This is a genomic window from Flammeovirga sp. SubArs3, from assembly GCF_947387565.1.
Lineage (GTDB): Bacteria > Bacteroidota > Bacteroidia > Cytophagales > Flammeovirgaceae > Flammeovirga > Flammeovirga agarivorans.
Map to the genome: position 1 here is coordinate 419,918 of NZ_CANDOA010000006.1, position 18,912 is coordinate 438,829.

The following is an 18,912-nucleotide window of genomic DNA, read 5'->3' on the forward strand; positions in this document are numbered from 1 at the left end:
AATTTATAATCTATTAATCGTAGAAGCTTAATACTTTTAGGTTGAAAGTAGATTGTGTCTCTGGCTTAATAATAATATTACCAAAAGAACCTTCTACCTCCGCTTCTGTATCCCAGTTTCCTTTAGTTAATTTAAACTGTGTTGGACTTTTGAGTTTTAATGTAATTGTTCTTTCGTAATCAGATAATTTTTTCATCTTAATTTTCTTAGGATTCCAATTCGCTAACTGATCCTGATTACCAGTAATGTAAAGAACATCTTTTTTATTTGGCACTGATACATTAATTGTTACTTCATATTCTTCTTGAGATAAGATGTTTTCCTGTAGAGGAAGTGTCTTATCAATATATAAAGGGAGTGCTTTATTTAAACTAACAGGAAATGTATTCCAATGATTATACTCCTCGAAATTTCCCTTCTCAAAAATTAGATTGTCGTTGTCTTTACTTTGTAAAAATGAATATACTTTCTCTCTTGATGGTTTCCATTCTTTCCAATATCCATTGCCTTCGTCTGCATGACTTATATATACTAATGTTGGTTGGGTGAATTTTGAATAATCAAATTGGAATATTTCTTTAGCCACTCGCTCATCATCATAAGCAAAGTTGGGTGATATTGCTATATAATTATCAAATATGGTAGGTGTCTTTACCATTGAAGAAAGTATAAATGAAGCACTTAAAGAATGTCCTATTCCTACACTGTTTAAAGTCCTATAGTTGTCTTCAACATATGGGATTACTTCATCTTTTACATAATCATAGAAATTATTGGCATTGCCCGAATACTTCCCATACCTTTTTTGGGCAGCTTCAGAATTAAGTACGGGTAGTAAATCATTATTTCTAGAATAATCAGTCTCTTTAATATAAGGAGATGTAATCCCAACTACGATAAAGTTTTTAGAATTTTCAGATATAAAAGACAGTATTGAAGTCGTATAATCAAATAATTCTCTATGATGAGCATCGAATACATAGATCACATTAAAATATTCATGAATTCTCCAATCATAATCTAAAGGAGTATATATTAATATTTCCCTTTCCTGATCTAAGGCTTTTGATTGAATTTTGATGTTTTCTACTCTAGCTATATTCTGTGCATGTAGCGTCAAAGAGCATACGGTAAACAATAGTATTGAAGTAAGTTTAGAAATCATGGTTCTATTAAAATAGGTTAGTTATACTTTAGTAATTTTTTTGGAAAGTCTTCAACTATGAAATAAAAATAGTTTTACAATTAATAATACTACAGACCAAAATAGGATACTAAGTATTAAATAACTCCAACCTTGTTTGATAAGGCTATTTCGGTCTTCTTGTTTAAAAATCGAGGAATTATGTAAGTAGAAAATTGAAAAAGGCCCCAGTAGAAATATCATCCATTTTTCAGTTAAAGAAACCGAGACATTCCTTCTTACCTTGTCTTGTTCTCTTCTTGATAGACTTTTATTTTGTCTTTGTTTTTTTAGTTGATTTTGGTATTCATTTTCCATTCGAATAACGGTTCATTAGTTTATTAATCAATTGAAATATGATACAGCATTTAATTTATGACATAGTTGCTTTTAGCGTATTCTGTATATATTCATGAAGTTAACAAAAAAAAATGAAGCAATTCAAAAGGAAAAATAATAACATAGAGACAATAGAACCAATTCAATAAGAATTGAACTATTTCATGATAAGTTTGATTATAATTAGATCAATGTACTATCAAATTCTAATCACTATTATACTAAAACTAGCTAAGTTCAATAAAAAGTAAATATAGTACAATCCGTTAGCCTCTTTTCGAAAATCATATAGATTGATCAAAATGTCTAAATTTATCAATAACAGTCATTCAATTGTCGCTTAAAGCAATTCATATTATTTTTAATTTTAACATATGTTCACTATATTATAAATGAGTAAAGTATTTATTAAATTTTAATAAGCACATTTTACCTAGTCTAAATTGCATCATACAACCATTATTGTTTGTTTTTAAGTTCTAGATTATTGGAACAGATTACCATTTAATTTTACCTTATGACTTCTGTTAACAACGAAGGATTTAAAGCAGAATCCTACTATCAAATGTTGGAAGAGAAAGACAAAATCCTATCGTTAATTTATGATACGGTAGGCGATGTTATCTTTGCCCTAAACGTAAACTCAACTGACGATTACATCTTCAGTTCAGTAAACCAAAGTTTTTTAAACGCTACAGGATTAAATCGGGATCAAGTAATTGGAAAAAATGTAAAAGAAGTAATTCCTGAACCCTCCTTGTCTTTAGTATTAGGCCACTATGAAACGGCTATTCGTACCAAGTCTAGTGTAAGTTGGGAGGAGATTACACCTTATCCTACAGGGAGAAAAATAGGTGAAGTGAGAATTGCTCCAATTTTTGATCAGAATGATCATTGTAAAATGCTTATTGGTAGTGTTCATGATATTACCGAAAGCAGAAATTACGCTAAGAAACTTGAAGACTCCATGGAAAAAGTAGCTCAAAAGAACTATGAGCTAGAACAAATGGGTTATGTCACATCACATGATTTAAGAGAACCATTAAATACCATTCAAAGTTTTTCTATGTTATTGAAAGAAGAACTTTCTGAACTTGATAACATAGGCAATTCTGAGAAATACCTGGAATTTATAAATTCAGCTACGGGAAGAATGCAAGTTCTATTAAAGGGTATGTTGGATTATAATGTAATTGGAAAACAACTTCAATTAAAAAAGGCTGATCTAAACGCCGTTGTAGATGGCGTATTGGCTGATTTAGCTGGGTCAATTATGAAAGTTGAAGCCGAGGTGATTGTCCCTGAACTACCTACATTAAATGTTTATGAGACAGAACTTAGATTATTATTCCAAAACTTAATCAGTAATTCAATAAAATACAGACAACCTGATGTACCTATAAAAATTGAAATTACCTCAGAACAACTAGATGAAAAATGGAAAATTGAGGTAATAGATAACGGTATAGGTATTGAAGAAGAATATTTTGAAAGAGTATTCCATGTTTTCCAAAGACTACATAAAAAAAATGAATTTGAAGGAGCCGGTATAGGCCTATCTATTTGTAAAAAAGTAATTGATTTACATGATGGGCAAATATGGGTTGAAAAGAACCAGCCACAAGGAAGTAAGTTTTGTTTTACAATAAGTAATGAATTAGTATGAGTGAAGTGTTAGATTGTATAATGTGTATTGATGATGATGAGGCTACTAATTTTTATAATAAATCAATCATTATGAAAATAGATGTCATCAAAAACCATTTGATATATGAAGATGCAGAAAAGGCTATAGAATATCTATCACACCCTGTTGATTCCATTAAGGTACCTGATTTAATATTACTTGATATTAATATGCCTAGAGTTAACGGATGGGATTTCTTGGATCGATATATTATAAATGGTTTTGATAAGAAGTTTGACCAAACAAAAATAATAGTACTCACCACTTCTTCTAACCCTTCAGATATCCTTCGGGCTGACTCCTATTTTTGTGTGACCGGTCTTGAAAATAAGATTTTAAATGCCACCAAAATTAAAAATATTCTAACCAATCATTTCGGAATATCTTTCGAAAATGTTCATTAAATCAGAACTTTTATTGTTCCATATATTAGTTTTTCGTTTTCAATAAAATGCTAAACGGAAACATGAGTTGACTTTTCATGTTTCCTGTTTAGCATTATTTTTTATTCTAACTCCTTTAACTTATACGCATATATATACCCATTTGAGTCACCAAAATAGATAACCTGATTGTCTACTATAGGTGTAGAAAGTATAGCTCCTAAGCTTAGGATTTTCTCTTCTGCTTCTTTATAGTTATCGTCATATAAGTTAAACCCATCGACAAACTCATCTTTTTTGTTATACACATTAAAGTAATTATTTTCACTACCATGTGTTTGAAAGACTTGACTTAATTCTTCGTCAGCGATATTAAACTTATAGAGCTTTCCATTAAAGCAACCAAAATAAATCTCGCCATCATAAAATACGGCCTTACCATATACCCTCATGTTTAATGGTAAAGAATATTTATCATAACCATTTGATGCATTTAGTCCACAGAAACGATGAGAATCTGAAGTTCCGAAGTAAACAATATCATCTACGATCAGAGGTTCTGCAACTACCCAACTGCCCTTCTCTTTTCTATTCCACATTCCCCTGCCTGTATCGATATTTAGAGAATAGATATTATAATCCCTACTACCAAAAATGATTGAGTTCTTATAAATTGTTGCTCCTTTCTGAATTTCACCGTTTGGAAAATATTCATCACCAATGGTTTTAAACTTCCAGATCAACTCCCCATTCTCTACATTTAGGGCATAAAAGAATCCGTCAAAGCTTCCTATAAATACTTTGTTCTGATAGACTAAAGGATTAGCATGAATAATTCCTCCCGTTTTATGCTTCCAAATTAATTCCCCATTATAAGGGTTTAAGGTATAAAGATGACCATCTCCACTTCCGATAAATAGTTTATCCTCTGATATAATTGGGGAAGAAAGGTAATAATCCCATATGTCTTTTCTTTTTTCCCCTTCAGTAGCAAATCGCCAAATCAGTTGTCCTGTATTTTTATTGACAGAATAAATGAACCCATCAGTACTGTTGAAAATTACGGACTCCTTATAAACTAAAGGTTGAGATTTCAGTTCTCCTTTAGTTCGGTATTTCCAAAACAATTGACCATTAGATTTATCTAATGCATAAAAGCTCGAATCATTACTCCCAATAAATAGGACGTTGTTATCAATAACAGGTGATGAATATACTCCCTGACTGAGTTTATACTCCCATACTAAAGAAGTTTGCCCATATAATACTGAAGAGTAGATAGTGATGATTAAAATTGAAAAAAGACTTTTCATTTAATGATAGTTGAATTTGAAAAATTATTGACCTAACTCTGAGATAAATTGTAGTAGTAGAAGTCCCAGGTTAGTACTAGAAATAGATGTATTTCTAAATTGTGTTAGGAAATCCATCTAATTAATTAATAGCAAATTAGAGTTTTAAAGCTCTCCAAACAAAAGGATCCAAAGGTTTTATGAAATTGATTCAATAAAAAAGCCAACTCAATAAAATATACTTAATGAGTTGGCTATTTATTTTTAAAGTATTACATATTTAGAATATCATTCTGGTATTAAAAGTATTTTGCTTGAACTTTTACCGCTTTCTAAATATTCATGTGCTGCTTTTCCTTCAGAAAGTTTGAATTTTACAGGGTCTTTGATCACAATAGTCCCATCTTCAATTAACTTAAATAATTGACTAGCTCTCTCTACTCGATCTTTCTCCGTTTTTAGGTAACTCCAAAGATCACCACCTGTTAGGGTTTTACTTGAATCCATAAGCATTCTTGGATCGATAGAAACAGGATCTCCACCACTCATACCATAAAACACGACATGACCACATTCTTTGGTAACTTCGAAGCTATCCATTATTGTTGCTCCAACACTATCATAAACAACATCTACTCCTTTGCTATCTGTAAGTTCCAATACTTTAGCTTTCCAATTATCATCTAATTGAATGGCATAGTCTGCTTTTGAATCTAATATTGTTTGCAGTTTCTCTTTATTTCTTGACAAACCAATTACTGTAGCTCCTTTTGATTTACAAATTTGACATAAGATCTGTCCAACTCCACCTGAAGCTGCATGAATTAAAACCGTTTCCCCTTCCTTTATATCATAACTATCTTTTGATAGATAATGAGCTGTTAGTCCTTGTAGTAAAACAGAAGCAGACATATTAAAGCCAATACTCTTGGGAATAGGAATAGCATGTGATTCCGGAACGACAACAAATTCAGCATTCGAAAATGGAACATCTGCATAAGCTACCTCATCACCTATTTTATATTTGGAAGATTTAGTTGCAACTACAATACCTGCTCCTTCGTAGCCAGCTATAAAAGGAGGTTCACCTTTTAGATGGTAATTCCCTTTTCTACGGTAGATGTCAGCATAGTTTAGACCTATTGCCTTATTTTTTAATAGTATTTCATTGTCTTTAATCTCAGGTTGAGGAACATCTTTGTATTCTAAAACATCAGGTGCTCCAAACTTAGAAAATGTCAATGCTTTCATTTTCAATAATGTGTTAGGTTAGTATGTATCAAAAATTAGCGATAGAAGCCAACTGTGAGTAAAATTAGTAAAAGTAATACTGAGTTAGAACATAAAATTCAACTTGTCTAAAAGATAAGCTTCATACAAAAAGAAAAGCCACTTTTGATTTACAAAAGTGGCTTTTCTCAAAATCGAATTATTTAGATACTTTGCAGCTTAAGAAAATCATCATATTGTAAATATTCAACCCCTTGTTTGTCCAGTAAAGCATTATTAGCGATGGCTTTACCCAACATATCTACCTTTATTCCTCTGTATTTTCTTGCTTTATTTTGCAAGATAAAGTCAAGTTTTGGCCAAACAGCAAGAGCAACAGCTTGTGTGAAGCCGTATCTATTAGTTGGTGTCATAATCATAGAAGGTTGGTAAATACATAATCGATCAAATCCAAGCTTTATTAGTTCTTCGTTTAATTCACCTTTTGTTCGCATGTAATAATTCATGGATTTGCTATCTACCCCAATTGAAGATAAAATATGAAAATGTTTCACCCCATTTTTCTTACATTCCTTAGCGAAATTTAATACCGCTGTTTTATCGATAGCAATAAAATCAGCTTTTGACATTTTAGTAGGTTCCCCCACTCCCAAAGTGCAGATTGCAATTTTTTGTCCGTGTATATACTCCGAATAACTTGTTGGATCGTGGATATCTATTGTTTTCTGTTCAAGAAAGGTTGGAGTAGCTTTCATCTCAACATTTCTTCTTCCTAATGTAAGAATATTACCTTTATGATCGACCTCTAATAATCTTGTAAGTGCATGTCCACCAACAGCTCCTGTAGCTCCGATAAAGACGATGTTATTATTATTTTCCATGGTTATATTTTTTTAGGATGGATACAGAAAACAAATTAATATACTTTCGGAAATTGTTCTCTATAAAGTATATAGTTCTTTAAGGATTATTTTTGATGTTTTTCTATAGTTTCAAAAACTAAAGGCTGATTAAACTTCTTAATGATCTGATCAAAATATCTTTTTACTTGAGCATATTCGCTCGGTTGGTATTTTGTCTTTTTGAAACTATAGCTTCCTTTGGTTACAATAATATTATCTTTAACCGTATAAAGTAAATTTATATTCACGAGTGAATTTTCAAATTGATAATTCGGTGGAAGTTCGACTAAAGATAAATTACTTGGAATTTCTAAAGTCGATTCAAACTCTTGATTCCTTTTATAAATAAAATCAACTAGGTGCTTTCTTTCCTTTTGAGTAAAATAATTCTCGGTAATTGGTAAGTTTAATAAAGGCTTTATTACAACATTATTTGCTACAATCTCCGGTTCCAAGTTTGTTTTTAAGTGTATTGAATGAGGAATACTCACCTTTTTATAATCAGATGCTCTTACATTTATTATTTCTCCACCCAATTCTTTCGAAAAGAACTCTTTTATTTTACCCTCATCGTTTTGAAATAATTGACGTGTCAGATAAGAATTGTAACCCGTATTAAGAATAGAAATATTACCAGACCCATTAAAAGAGTTATCGATTTTTAATTGAATAATATGCTTCTCTAGAGCAGAAACATTATTCTCTAAACTAACCCATTTTGTTTCTTCATTATCATCGACAATGATACCTTTTTCATGAATACATTTTAAAGGAAGTCTGTTGTAAGGCAATAAAACATCTGTACCATCAGACATAAAAGGTGATTCAATATTCACAAAGGCAATGACATAATTGGTTGAATGGTCAAATGGATATTTACTTATTAATTTACCATTTTGTCTTGTACTTAAAATCAACGGTTTAGTCTCTACTCCTGCTTCGTTTAATAAAGCAATCATAAATAAATTGATATCAGCACTATTACCTTCCTTATGGTTATAAAAGCTCTTAGGCGATTGAGAAGCATATTTTCCATTATAGCCATTCCATTCAAAATTGTTTTTCACATACTTTATGATGGTTTTTGCCTTATCGCGGTCAGATTGAGAGCCTATATTCAATTCAGTAGCCAATATCTTTTTTGCAATCTTTGAACTACCTTTTATGTATTTTCCAAAGTTATCATTTTTCAAAAGCAATTCATTCAATTCTGTCCATGTGGTCATGAATGAAATCGATCCACCTGTTGGTTGATTAAACTTAGATAATTGAAAGTTAATTTTAATCAGGTAATCATTAATAGATGATATAAAAGATTCATCTACAAAAGCAGGAACATCTTTTAATACATAAGTATGTAATTGATCGTAAAACTCTAAACCCCCACTAACATTTTGCCCATATACTTTTGCAACACCACCCCATTCTCTCGTTTTTGTAGATCTAACGGAATTTCTATAATCAAACCTCGAAATACCTTGTAATTGAAAAACGTATTCATAGAATGGAATTAAACTGACATTGTATTCACTATAAATCGTTGGAATCCTACTCTGAAACTCCCAATTAGGTAAATTAAACTTAAAAGGTGTTTCCAATTTGTAAGTATATTCCAAAATTGACCCATCCTGTACATTAGGAAAAACGAATTTTTTACATCGCCAACGAGAATTTATTTTTTCTTCATAAACTGATGACGCATCCAACTCTTTTTTTGTTTGTATGCCATTTTTATAGTTGTAAGTAACTGCTTTTATGGATTTTACTTTTTCAGACTTTCCATCATCATTTATATAATAGAAAATTGATACTTCTGCATTTTTTGTATCCCTCTTATCAAATATTTTAAGTCTTTTATGACGTGTAAAACGGATATCATATCCCCCATGATTGTCATAAAAATAGGATTCCCCTTTATCAAAAAGAATAACAGCTTTTGCATCTTTATCTTTTTGATAAATTTTCATATCAATTTCCTCCTTAGAAATTTCGCCAAATTTAATTTTCTTAGTTTGCCCAAATGAAAATTGAGTAAAAAGTAACGTAATGATAAATAGATATTTCATTTTAAAATAATTGCTGATTTTTTCTTATAGTTTTTTATTTGAGAAATGAATTTATAGAATTCAGAGTATTCTTCAAGATTGATCTTATTGTCATAGAATAGTAGCTTTTCTGTAATAGTGAGGTGGCCTTCGTTTAAAAGAAACTTGGCCTTATATATCCCATAGTTATTTTCTATGATTATATTTTTAGGAATAGTAATTTCTTTCTTCTCAGAAAAATTGAAATATAATTCACTTATATGTTGTTCATTTATGGGATAGTTTATTGAAACATTAGTCTCTCTGAAGCTTGGTTTTTCAAAATCCGGTATGGTCAGTTTTAAAGGTTGAATTACTTGCAGGTTTCCTATTTTTCTAATTACTGAAGTAGATATTCCTGTAAGACTTACTTTTAAAGAAGTACTGTCTCTATTATTGTCAATAATCACTTGATTTTTTATTGTAAAATCCTTCATGTCAACATGATTCCTAGCCACTTCTTCTATAAAATCACCTTCATCTTTGAATATTGAATACCTACTCTTCTCAAACTTTTCTCCTCTAAGAGTGATATTCACCTTAATATTTGAAGAATCATTTTCAGAGATCATATATTCAAAATTCTTTTCTACTAAAACATCATTAATAGTTAATTTTGGAAGGTGAACTAAATGGCTATTTTCTCCATCAACAACTAAAGCTTTCCGGTCTTGAGTAAATTTTCCTATATAATTGAAAGGAAGACAATTTGATGTATTTTCTAACCAAATCGTATCAGATTCTATTGGTACCATAAGGATAACATGATTAAACTGTTGACTTGGTAAATTAATATCAATTGGTTTTTTCTGTACTCCTGCCTTAACAAGTGTATAAAAAGATTCTATACCAACAGATTGAAGCATACCTTTCATATAAGTCGTTAATGCTTTACAATCTCCATACTTCTTTTCACAAACATAAGAAGCCGGATAGCTTTTCAAACCTCCAACATCAATAGAAACATTTATATACTTTGTATGATCTTGTAAGTAATAATAAATTGTTTTAATTATCTCTTCTTTAGTATTTAGACCATTAATCAGGTTCTCTATTTTTTCTTTTTCGTTAGATGTGATATTTGTAGAACCACTGTTTAATTGGTCCATCCAAGTACCAAAAGATGACCATGACTCAGTTGAACCATGAATAGAATAAATAAATTCTTTTGGTATTAATTTGACTTGAGGAAATACTGGCCTTGATGATAATAACTCATTCTGTTTTTGGTATTTTACATGAAAAGCATCCCATTTCAAAATAGAATTAGATTGTGATTTGGAATGAAAATAAGTTAACTCATCAGATGACTTTTTTTGAAAATCAAAGTTCAAAGGTAAATGAACTTCTAATGAACTATGAACTGTAAAAGCCTCTTGATCATAAATAGGACTCCAAAAAGCGTAATACAAATATTCCTTTTCTACTTGAGTATAAGAATATTCTATAATATATGGATATTGATTCCAGAATAAATCAAAACCCGATATTATATCGTCTTGATAGAAAGCCTGATTAGATTGTGCATGTCTACTGAAAACTTCATTCTTTTTGAGTTTTCTAACCACCTTCCCATCTTGATCCAAAACCTTAGCATAATCAAAGCTAAAATCTTGTTTTGATGTATGTCTAATTTCTACATGTGAAAGGTAATTTTCATCTTTATTATTAATCTGTAGAATTACTTTTCTTCTTATTGATTTCTTTCTATCTGCATTTATTGAAATAAATGTAGCATCATCCAAAACTTGAGTAAACGACTGTAAGGATAAAAGTAAAAGTAATAGAAGTAAAAAGTAAGCTTTAATAAATTGAATTGTCAAAGTTAAGTTTGTCTTTTTAGCAATTGCATAAATTCATCTAAATTGAATCTAATTATACATAGTTTGCATTAGTTAATTTTGGTTTCAGCTCACAAGTTAATTTATTTTTTGAAATATAAATATTTAGGCACACCTAATAAGGTTAAGAGAATTAGTATTTAAAATGAAATTATTGAGTGGCTATTCTTTTTCCTTTACAAATTTATAAGTATTAAGCAATTCGGTGTAATTAGACGAAATACCAAGTGTTTCATCAAAATCACTACCGCATTTCCTTTTATCAAGTACTTCACCTTCTGTTCCTAAGAGACTATACTTAATATCAATCAGTTCGAAAGCAGAATTATAAAAACGAATAATTGTCTGATGTGCATCACTATGGTTACAAACAGAGTTCATGTGTTGTTCAATAGCGAATGTCCTTCCATATTTGTCAAAAAAATAAGTCTGTATGATTTCAAAAGGTTTATCAGAGTATCTGTCAACTATAAATTCCTCTAGATAAATTACCTGATTAATTTTATTCCTTCCAATTATCAAATCTGTTTCTGATGTGAGCTCTCCATAATATTTATTCGCTAAATATCTTTCTTTTGATAATTGAACATTCAACTTTTCTTCAGAAATGATTTCATACATTGAATTAAGCCTCAGTATTAAATCTGGTTCCGGAGTAATATCACGTTCAGCTTTTTGTAAATGGCCAGAATCATAAAGACGGCATTTCTCGTTTTGACAACTAAAAATTACCAAAACAAACATAAGAAGTAAGACAAAAAGTGTTTTCATTTTATATTAAGATTTAAAAAGTAGCAACTCCATAAGGTTCTCTTGACAGAGAATAGTGGTAAAAGCCTTTCGAAATAGTAATGTTAGAATTATTTTCATCAATTTTTCACAAAGCTTTGTTGCCATTGTTATACCAGTAAGCTTTTATTATTCTTTAGGTTTGGTATACGTCACAATATCGATTCCAATTCCATTGGGGTCTTTGATTGCAAAATGCCTATCACCCCAAGGCTCATCTCGTATTTCAACTTCAATTTGCACTCCTTTACTTTTTAGGTCATTATAGACTTCATCTACATTCTCAACTTCAATCGTAAAGTATACTCCTTGCCCAGTGAATTCAGATTGGAAAATGTGTTTTTGACTTGGATGATTTGGTTGTAAGAAACTGATTTCTGAAGATTGGTTGGGTGTGTGAAGCAATAGGTAAAATTCGTTTTCAAAACTTACTCCAAAGTCCAAAATCTCGATATAGAACTTCTTAGTTTCCTGTAATTTTTCGGTGATTATTCCTGCGTTAAGTTTCATCTTATTTGTTGTTTGTGCATTTGTCCAACCTACTGAAAGAACAAACACAGTCATTAATATTACTCTCATTGTCAATAATTTTGTTTATACAAATTTAGGTTGACAATAAGCCGAGGAATTGTAAAAATCGGACAAACTTAACGGAAAGCTTCGGAAGGTGTTACTCCATAAAATGTTTTAAAACTTTTAATGAAATGAGCTTGATCAAAAAAACCAACATCAAAGTAGAGTTTGTTTTCTTTTAGACTTTGTTTTGAAGGTTTTGTATTAAGAATATGCTGAAAACGAACCACATTACTAAACGATTTTGGAGTTGTACCGATATAAAAGTTGAAAATTCTGCGAAGTTGTCTCGGACTTAATCCTATCGTAAGGTCTTTTTCGGTATCCAAAAATCCATGACACTTGAATATTAAATTTAACGCATCTAAAAATCGGTGGTCGTAAGCAATGCTTTGTTTCTGTGAGAGTCCAAGTAGTTTTTCATTCAGGATTTTTGTGATATTTTCAAATGATTCCTCTGGTCTAATTTCTGAAGTAATCCATTTTGAAAAGTCAGGTAAAATACTATTTAGTTCTTGAGATTGATTGCTTATAGATTTGGCATCCACTCCGAACAAATGTGTGAATGCAGAAGGTAAAAACCGTATACCAATATAATTAAATTCTTTCCCAATTGGAAACTGAACAAACTTTCTACAAAATCCCATCACAAAGTTTTCAATTGGTTTTTTGTGATCAAAAAATATGTCAATACAACCATCAGAAACTACTCGATAATTATAGTCGTTTTCTAAAGATTTCTTCGTTTTAAGTTGCCAAAAACAATAAATGAAATCCTCAATTTCTTTTTTGGGTTGGATTTCATGATAACATATTTCGTTATCATCAACCGAAACTGTTGGCTGTATCGGTTTATAGTATTTTCTTATGGATTTCAGTTTATTCACTTCGTTTTTTTTATTATTCACAACGATGTGTTAAATGAGGATGTGTTACCTAGTTTGATGATGTTTTTTATTTTCGATTTCAAAATGATTAAACCATTCTTTATCATTTACAAAATATGTTTTAAGATAAAACTCATTCCAGCAAAAGGGTTTATATGTATTTCTCCATTCATATCTCGCCAAGCTTTTAAGAATTTTGGATAATGTCGTCTTGTAAAATTAATAATTGTTTTCTGTTTCAATATATAGTCAATCATTTTGTTACCGCCACGAAATTGTTAACCTATCGAGAAGATACCTCACTTGGAGGTGAAGTTTTAGCTGTTGTTTAAAAAAATCCATCAAAGCCAAATTAGTCATTTTCTGAAGAATCATGGTTACTTGATTCATAATAAAAGCCTGAATCAAAAGAACCTGTAAATGAATCTATTATATTCATATTAGTAAATATAGGCAATGTCATCACCTCATAGAGGATTTCAAAAACTATAGTATATTCTGAAGAATCCTTTATAGTTGAACCTTGAATGAAAGTAGAAAAATTTGAATTAAGCTTTTCTATTAATTCTGCATTGAAATTATCTAATAAAAAAATATTTGAGCCTATATCTTTAAGAATTTCATAAATACCTTTTTCGTTAAAATCAGGAGAAATTAATCGTTGATTATAATTATCTAAACTAAGTTTGAGTTCACTTTTTAATTTTCTCCCCTTAGAATTTAAAAAAAATATATTAAAGTCTTTAAAACTCAATGTTTGATGAAATATATCGAGTAATTTAAATTCTTCATTAAGTTGTATCGCTTTATATCCTTGACCATTTCCACATAATGGTAATATTTCTTTGATTAACTTCCTTAATTGTATTCTTCTATTCTCTAATTTAAATGGTTCTAGGAAGATATTTTGATGAATGTTATAGATATATTCATCGTATTTTTTACCTCTTGATACATAGATAAATAAACTTTCTTGCCAGCTTTTTGGATGTGGGAGTTTCCACTCTTGTTCTAACATTAAAATTTCCTTAAAAAATAGATCAAATAAGGCAAATTTTAATAAATCCGTATTTTTTGATTTAATAGGATTTAATATCATATGTGTTTGAGCAGGTGTTAACTCTTGAAGGTTCATTTGATTTTTCTTTTAGTTAATACAAGTTTTATATAAAATCTTAGAGGTTTTGAAACAATATAGAGTCTTTTGAGCACTTATCTTATCCTTTGGATTGATGTACTCAACCTAGAAAAAAGTAGTTACAGTTTTGCAACCACGCTAGCTATGTTTTTTTTACATGTTGTTGTATTTAGTTCTTTTTATCCAAGTATTCTTGGATTTGTAATAACCTAATAGACCATGATTTAGCCATTTTCATTCCTTCATTATCAGCTTCAAATTTATTATTGATTAACCATTGCATTGCTGATTTTACTTTTTGGCTTTGTTCTTTAATAAAAGCATTGGATCCTAATTTGGAGGTGTTATCTAGATTGACATAACCTCTTATTTCAAAGGAGTCATCTAATACATCCATCATGTTTTGTGGGAATTGATTGTCATATGCATTGAGTACAACTAATAATTGTGGACTAGCCCATGTTCCAACTCTTATTCTAGCTCTAATAAGAGAAAATACTTCTTCTGTTCTAAATTTAATATCCATAATTAGAATTACAACGACTAAAACATGAACTCTCCAATTTCCTGAATCTAACATTGTAAAAAGCCCTTTCGTTGTATCAATTAAAGAATTATTATCTAATATAGACCTGATGACACTAAGAGCATTTACCATACTCATGTCATCATCATTAGTGAAATCGTCAGATAGATCAGAAATTATTAAATGAAGTGGATGTTTTTCCCAAAAGGGATCGAAAACACCAAAAGTCGATTTTATCATAATTGCATTGACGTTCCGTGTATGGTGTCGTAGCATCCCGAAGGGTGCTATGCACTATACACCTTGTTATGCTCTTTTTTTATTTTTCAATGTGATTAAAAGGATTCCCAATCCAATAAAGATTAAAATTCCTATTCCATATTTCTTTAGAATATTATTTTCTTCAACGAATTCTGGATTTGCTATTGAATTTTCAATTTTGCTGGATTTTACGTTAATCAGTATTTCTTTCAAATCATCGGTTTTAATTCTCAAATTAGTCGAGTCTGAGAGTCTATTTGGAATTAATTCATATTCGTCTATCCAAATTTTATGAGAAACGGTATGTGAATAATTGTCAGGATTTAGGCCTAAATCCTTTCCACTAAACCTGAGTGTCTTTTGGGGAGTATAAATCACAACCTGATTTGGTGGTTCTTTCATATCAAGCCAATCATTCAAATAGACATAAATCTGTCCGTCATTCGAAAGTACTCCTCCGCCATATCCGTCTTGGAAGAATTTTGAAGACCAAATTAAACTTGTATCTAATTTCATGTCATAGACCTTAATAGTCCATCTTCTTTCCCACGGTTCTTTTAATGAATCTGACTTTTCAAATTCTATGTCAGCTTGATATACCCCATTATTGGACTTAATTGAAAATTCACACCAACAAGGAGGTTCATCTGCAAAAGTCAAATGACTGAACAGGATAAAGAATAATATGGTAATCGGTCTTTTCATTAATTGAGCATAACGTGGATGCTAAACTACGTGTGAGGGTGCGTCACCCGAACGTGGAGTTTTAGCTGTTGTTGTGGGCTGTTTTTATTTTATTCTTCGATCTTAAAATGATTTAACCATTCTTTCTCAGTTATAAAATCTACATTTTTATCCCTCTCCATAAAGATTACCTTCTGTTTTTTATCTATTAGCAGCGTATCTGGAATAAAGTCATTGTCGTATGGCTTTGGATTAAAAATTATTAAATCATTTTCAATTTTATACTTACCATTTATAGTTTCTGAAAATCCCATAAACCCATTTATTTGATTTTCTACAGTATTATCTTTTCTAAAAATAAGACGATAATAATAAAGATCATCTTTCAGGACAGCAGTCATAATTGACTCCGATTTGAAAATTTCAGAGTGACAAAGATTAATTGTCAGAATTGAAAATAGTATTGTACCATGTGCAATCAACTTGATTTTACTAGTTTGATTACCTTTCCTTATTAATTCAAAAATTGTGTCAAAAATTGAAAAACTATATAGAAGTAATATTGGTATTATAATTAATCCGTACGAAAGCACCCAAATTAACATACCACCAAAAAAATCAGACACAATCCAAGCAATTAATCCTATTGATGAAATAATGGCCACAACTTCTTTATTAGAAATTTTTGTATTTATCATTCCAGTTTTCACTTCTTAGTTTCTATAATTGCCCACAACGCCTACTATATGTGCCCGCTGCCGTTATTCAGCAGAGCACGCTTAAATTACTAGATAGCCAAAAGATTAGCTTATCTGTGATTGATTGATAAGGTAATGTTTTGGCGGTGTCTCAAGATAGCACTTTCCTTTCAGATAACTACTACACGGCAATAGCATCATATAGAATGTTACCCTTAGTTATTTTCAAATGGTTTTTCTATGATTCCTGAAATACAACCATGACAAGTAGTCACTTCTGCATTTCTCTCTTTTATGTGTTTTAATATATTTTTTGTCTTTACACTTTTTAATTTGACCATTTCATAGCCAATCACACCATATGTCTGGTTTTCAATCGAAAAACTTTGACAATATTTATCTAGTTTTTTCAACTGTCTTAGTTTTGCCATTTTTTTTATCTCTATGTAGGTTTCTGTCTCTGGTGCTCCATCCCCACATCTGTATGCAAATTCTATATCTAGTCTAATTTCTTGAATCAAATCTTCCAGAGTTTTTGTGGCATTATAAAATTCATTCCACTTTGATACTAAAGAAATAACTTGATCATTATTAAAGATCACATTTTGATACATCTTATTGTAGTCATGTCTTACACTTCGATAAACTATACTGTCATTTTTCTCGATAAGATCTATTTGAAATTCTTCCCAGTTCATTTCTACTGTCAATCTCAAATGATTATAACTTTCATGCAAATTCCTTCTATAGTGTAAATAGAAATTACTCCTTGATTGAATTCCTTTCCCCACCTCTTTTTCAAGTAAATATATTGCACTTGAAGGATTAACGTTTTCGAGTAAAATTGAATTTATCTTGTTAAAATATTTATTAGTGTTCGATTGACCTAATGCACTAAAAGAGATTTGAAAAAAGATATATAAAAAAAATATTCTCTTCATATTTAATAGATTTCAATTAGGGGTAACGTAATGGCTAAACTATGTGTGAGGGTGCGTCACCCGACACATGGAGTTTTAGCTGGTGTTGTGCTTTCGTTTTTTATTTCAATTTCTTATATAGAATGGAAAATTTTATACGACTTGATCTTCATTTTTGTGAGAGGTTCAACATCTTAAATTGATATTCTGAATAATTTTCAAAGATATCTGCCATCCAATATTCAATTTTTTCTTTGATTAAAATTCTATTTTGACTGGAGATAGAGTCAAGCTCCGTCCTTTCGTTATCTGAATCCCAAAATAATCTAGCTTTATATTCCCCTTCTCTTGTACTTTCCGGGTACCACCCTAAGTCAATATTAAAACAGTTGAAGTCGGGTATACCTATATTTCCATTGTCTAAAGTTTTACATTCACAGATCCACAAGACATCTTCGATAAATCCTTCGTGCCAATTTTCTATAAACCCATCTTTATCATATAGAGGTTCTGTATCATAGAATTTATTATCACAAACAGCCCATCCATTTGGGATTTTTAATGGAATTAACTCTGACATATTTTTTATTTAATGAAGCACAACGTGATTACTAAACTACGTGAGCGGTTGCGTCAACCGCGATTGGAGTTTAGTTGATGTTGCCTACCGTTTAAAGTTTATTACATCAATTATTTAAATCAATATCTAGTAATTCTTCTTCGTATTTCCTTTTTCGTTCTTCAATTACTTGATTTGAAGTTTCTTTCTCTATATTGATTCTCCTAGAATATTCTCTTAAACCTAAAGTATCATGGTGAAATTCATATTTTGGAATACAAAGGTCAAAATTTTTACGTGTCATATCTTTAGGTACTAACTCTAAGTTATATGGATATCCTTTCAATTTCCCAATACTAAATTCCATTTCGATTAATTTTAACAACCATAAAGTTTCATTAATATTAGTGTCAATATTAAAGTGAATTTCAATAGATTTTCTATACATCATTGATATAGGTACACTATTAAAATGACTTATAATGTCATTTAGAATAGTATAATTAAAATCGTCTAATGAATAAGTATCTGAAGATCTTGGACAACAAATCTGCGTTAGATAACAAAAATTATTTTTATTGTTTAGATAATAGATCTTATCATTATAATTAACACGCAACAAATTATTAACAGCTACAGTCTCAGATTTTTTCATTGCTGACAAAATTATTTTATAAAGGTCAATAGTTTTATCTAATGAATCAACTACTATAGTTGGTATTAATTCCTGTTCGTCAAAAGAAATAAAGTCAACATGATCATATATAAACTTTTCTTCTTCTTTGGGATTAGAACAAGAAAATAAAATGATTAATATGAATATCCTTTTTAACATTGAGTATAGTATCTAATGGTAGGCAACGTAATGGCTAAACTACGTGTGAGGGTGCGTCACCCGAAACGTGGAGTTTTAGCTGTTGTTATATGTCCTTTTTA

General features: G+C 30.2%; 18 protein-coding genes. 2 read left to right on the plus strand and 16 right to left on the minus strand.

Features of this window, described 5'->3' with window-relative positions; all coding sequences use genetic code 11:
* Positions 1-13 precede the first annotated feature (13 nt).
* A complete protein-coding gene (locus tag QL232_RS18660; RefSeq protein ID WP_281615328.1) occupies positions 14-1,165 on the minus strand; it encodes an alpha/beta hydrolase-fold protein in 1,152 nt (383 codons plus the stop codon).
* A gap of 874 nt (positions 1,166-2,039) precedes the next feature.
* Between QL232_RS18660 and QL232_RS18665 the strand changes: the two genes are divergently transcribed.
* The gene (locus QL232_RS18665) at positions 2,040-3,188 is read left to right on the plus strand and encodes an ATP-binding protein (protein ID WP_281615329.1); all 1,149 of its coding nucleotides are present in this window, start codon (positions 2,040-2,042) and stop codon (positions 3,186-3,188) included.
* A 20-nt stretch (positions 3,189-3,208) separates the two neighbouring features.
* The gene (locus tag QL232_RS18670; RefSeq protein WP_281615348.1) at positions 3,209-3,613 is read left to right on the plus strand and encodes a response regulator; all 405 of its coding nucleotides are present in this window, start codon (positions 3,209-3,211) and stop codon (positions 3,611-3,613) included.
* A gap of 101 nt (positions 3,614-3,714) precedes the next feature.
* Here the strand turns inward: QL232_RS18670 and QL232_RS18675 are convergent, their stop codons facing one another.
* The 15 genes from QL232_RS18675 to QL232_RS18745 form a co-directional block, all read right to left on the minus strand.
* Entirely contained in the window at positions 3,715-4,905 is a 1,191-nt protein-coding gene (locus QL232_RS18675; RefSeq protein WP_281615330.1) for a PQQ-like beta-propeller repeat protein, read from the minus strand.
* Positions 4,906-5,172: 267 nt separating this feature from the next.
* Positions 5,173-6,135: a quinone oxidoreductase gene (locus QL232_RS18680; RefSeq protein WP_281615331.1), complete on the minus strand. Its 963-nt coding sequence runs from the start codon at positions 6,133-6,135 to the stop codon at positions 5,173-5,175.
* A gap of 182 nt (positions 6,136-6,317) precedes the next feature.
* On the minus strand, positions 6,318-6,995 hold the full coding sequence (locus QL232_RS18685; protein WP_281615332.1) for an NAD(P)H-binding protein: 678 nt from the start codon (positions 6,993-6,995) through the stop codon (positions 6,318-6,320).
* Between the two features lie 86 nt (positions 6,996-7,081).
* Positions 7,082-9,082, minus strand: coding sequence for a DUF3857 domain-containing protein (locus tag QL232_RS18690; protein ID WP_281615333.1), 2,001 nt, complete (start codon positions 9,080-9,082; stop codon positions 7,082-7,084).
* Entirely contained in the window at positions 9,079-10,923 is a 1,845-nt protein-coding gene (locus tag QL232_RS18695) for a DUF3857 domain-containing protein (protein WP_281615334.1), read from the minus strand. Before QL232_RS18695 ends, QL232_RS18690 begins: the two co-directional genes overlap by 4 nt.
* A 180-nt stretch (positions 10,924-11,103) precedes the next feature.
* Positions 11,104-11,712, minus strand: coding sequence for a hypothetical protein (locus QL232_RS18700; protein ID WP_281615335.1), 609 nt, complete (start codon positions 11,710-11,712; stop codon positions 11,104-11,106).
* Between the two features lie 147 nt (positions 11,713-11,859).
* Positions 11,860-12,309, minus strand: coding sequence for a VOC family protein (locus tag QL232_RS18705; RefSeq protein WP_281615336.1), 450 nt, complete (start codon positions 12,307-12,309; stop codon positions 11,860-11,862).
* Positions 12,310-12,377: 68 nt separating this feature from the next.
* Positions 12,378-13,211 (minus strand): helix-turn-helix domain-containing protein, encoded by an 834-nt coding sequence (locus tag QL232_RS18710; RefSeq protein WP_281615337.1) that lies wholly within the window; start codon positions 13,209-13,211, stop codon positions 12,378-12,380.
* Between the two features lie 331 nt (positions 13,212-13,542).
* Positions 13,543-14,325: a hypothetical protein gene (locus tag QL232_RS18715; protein WP_281615338.1), complete on the minus strand. Its 783-nt coding sequence runs from the start codon at positions 14,323-14,325 to the stop codon at positions 13,543-13,545.
* A gap of 172 nt (positions 14,326-14,497) precedes the next feature.
* Positions 14,498-15,094: a hypothetical protein gene (locus QL232_RS18720; protein ID WP_281615339.1), complete on the minus strand. Its 597-nt coding sequence runs from the start codon at positions 15,092-15,094 to the stop codon at positions 14,498-14,500.
* A 66-nt stretch (positions 15,095-15,160) separates the two neighbouring features.
* Positions 15,161-15,820, minus strand: coding sequence for a hypothetical protein (locus tag QL232_RS18725; RefSeq protein WP_281615340.1), 660 nt, complete (start codon positions 15,818-15,820; stop codon positions 15,161-15,163).
* A gap of 89 nt (positions 15,821-15,909) precedes the next feature.
* Positions 15,910-16,509 (minus strand): hypothetical protein, encoded by a 600-nt coding sequence (locus QL232_RS18730; RefSeq protein ID WP_281615341.1) that lies wholly within the window; start codon positions 16,507-16,509, stop codon positions 15,910-15,912.
* Positions 16,510-16,712: 203 nt separating this feature from the next.
* Entirely contained in the window at positions 16,713-17,438 is a 726-nt protein-coding gene (locus tag QL232_RS18735; protein ID WP_281615342.1) for a hypothetical protein, read from the minus strand.
* Positions 17,439-17,586: 148 nt separating this feature from the next.
* A complete protein-coding gene (locus tag QL232_RS18740) occupies positions 17,587-17,997 on the minus strand; it encodes a hypothetical protein (RefSeq protein WP_281615343.1) in 411 nt (136 codons plus the stop codon).
* Positions 17,998-18,103: 106 nt separating this feature from the next.
* Positions 18,104-18,811 carry a hypothetical protein gene (locus tag QL232_RS18745; RefSeq protein ID WP_281615344.1) on the minus strand — a complete coding sequence of 236 codons (708 nt, stop codon included), beginning with the start codon at positions 18,809-18,811 and terminating at the stop codon, positions 18,104-18,106.
* Between the last annotated feature and the right edge of the window lie 101 nt (positions 18,812-18,912).

Coding starts and splice junctions, on each gene's coding strand:
- QL232_RS18660 (WP_281615328.1), bottom strand. CDS start 1,165: ATGATTTCTAAACTTACTTCAATACTATTGTTTACCGTATGCTCTTTG.
- QL232_RS18665 (WP_281615329.1), top strand. CDS start 2,040: ATGACTTCTGTTAACAACGAAGGATTTAAAGCAGAATCCTACTATCAA.
- QL232_RS18670 (WP_281615348.1), top strand. CDS start 3,209: ATGTGTATTGATGATGATGAGGCTACTAATTTTTATAATAAATCAATC.
- QL232_RS18675 (WP_281615330.1), bottom strand. CDS start 4,905: ATGAAAAGTCTTTTTTCAATTTTAATCATCACTATCTACTCTTCAGTA.
- QL232_RS18680 (WP_281615331.1), bottom strand. CDS start 6,135: ATGAAAGCATTGACATTTTCTAAGTTTGGAGCACCTGATGTTTTAGAA.
- QL232_RS18685 (WP_281615332.1), bottom strand. CDS start 6,995: ATGGAAAATAATAATAACATCGTCTTTATCGGAGCTACAGGAGCTGTT.
- QL232_RS18690 (WP_281615333.1), bottom strand. CDS start 9,082: ATGAAATATCTATTTATCATTACGTTACTTTTTACTCAATTTTCATTT.
- QL232_RS18700 (WP_281615335.1), bottom strand. CDS start 11,712: ATGAAAACACTTTTTGTCTTACTTCTTATGTTTGTTTTGGTAATTTTT.
- QL232_RS18705 (WP_281615336.1), bottom strand. CDS start 12,309: ATGAGAGTAATATTAATGACTGTGTTTGTTCTTTCAGTAGGTTGGACA.
- QL232_RS18715 (WP_281615338.1), bottom strand. CDS start 14,325: ATGAACCTTCAAGAGTTAACACCTGCTCAAACACATATGATATTAAAT.
- QL232_RS18720 (WP_281615339.1), bottom strand. CDS start 15,094: ATGATAAAATCGACTTTTGGTGTTTTCGATCCCTTTTGGGAAAAACAT.
- QL232_RS18725 (WP_281615340.1), bottom strand. CDS start 15,820: ATGAAAAGACCGATTACCATATTATTCTTTATCCTGTTCAGTCATTTG.
- QL232_RS18735 (WP_281615342.1), bottom strand. CDS start 17,438: ATGAAGAGAATATTTTTTTTATATATCTTTTTTCAAATCTCTTTTAGT.
- QL232_RS18740 (WP_281615343.1), bottom strand. CDS start 17,997: ATGTCAGAGTTAATTCCATTAAAAATCCCAAATGGATGGGCTGTTTGT.
- QL232_RS18745 (WP_281615344.1), bottom strand. CDS start 18,811: ATGTTAAAAAGGATATTCATATTAATCATTTTATTTTCTTGTTCTAAT.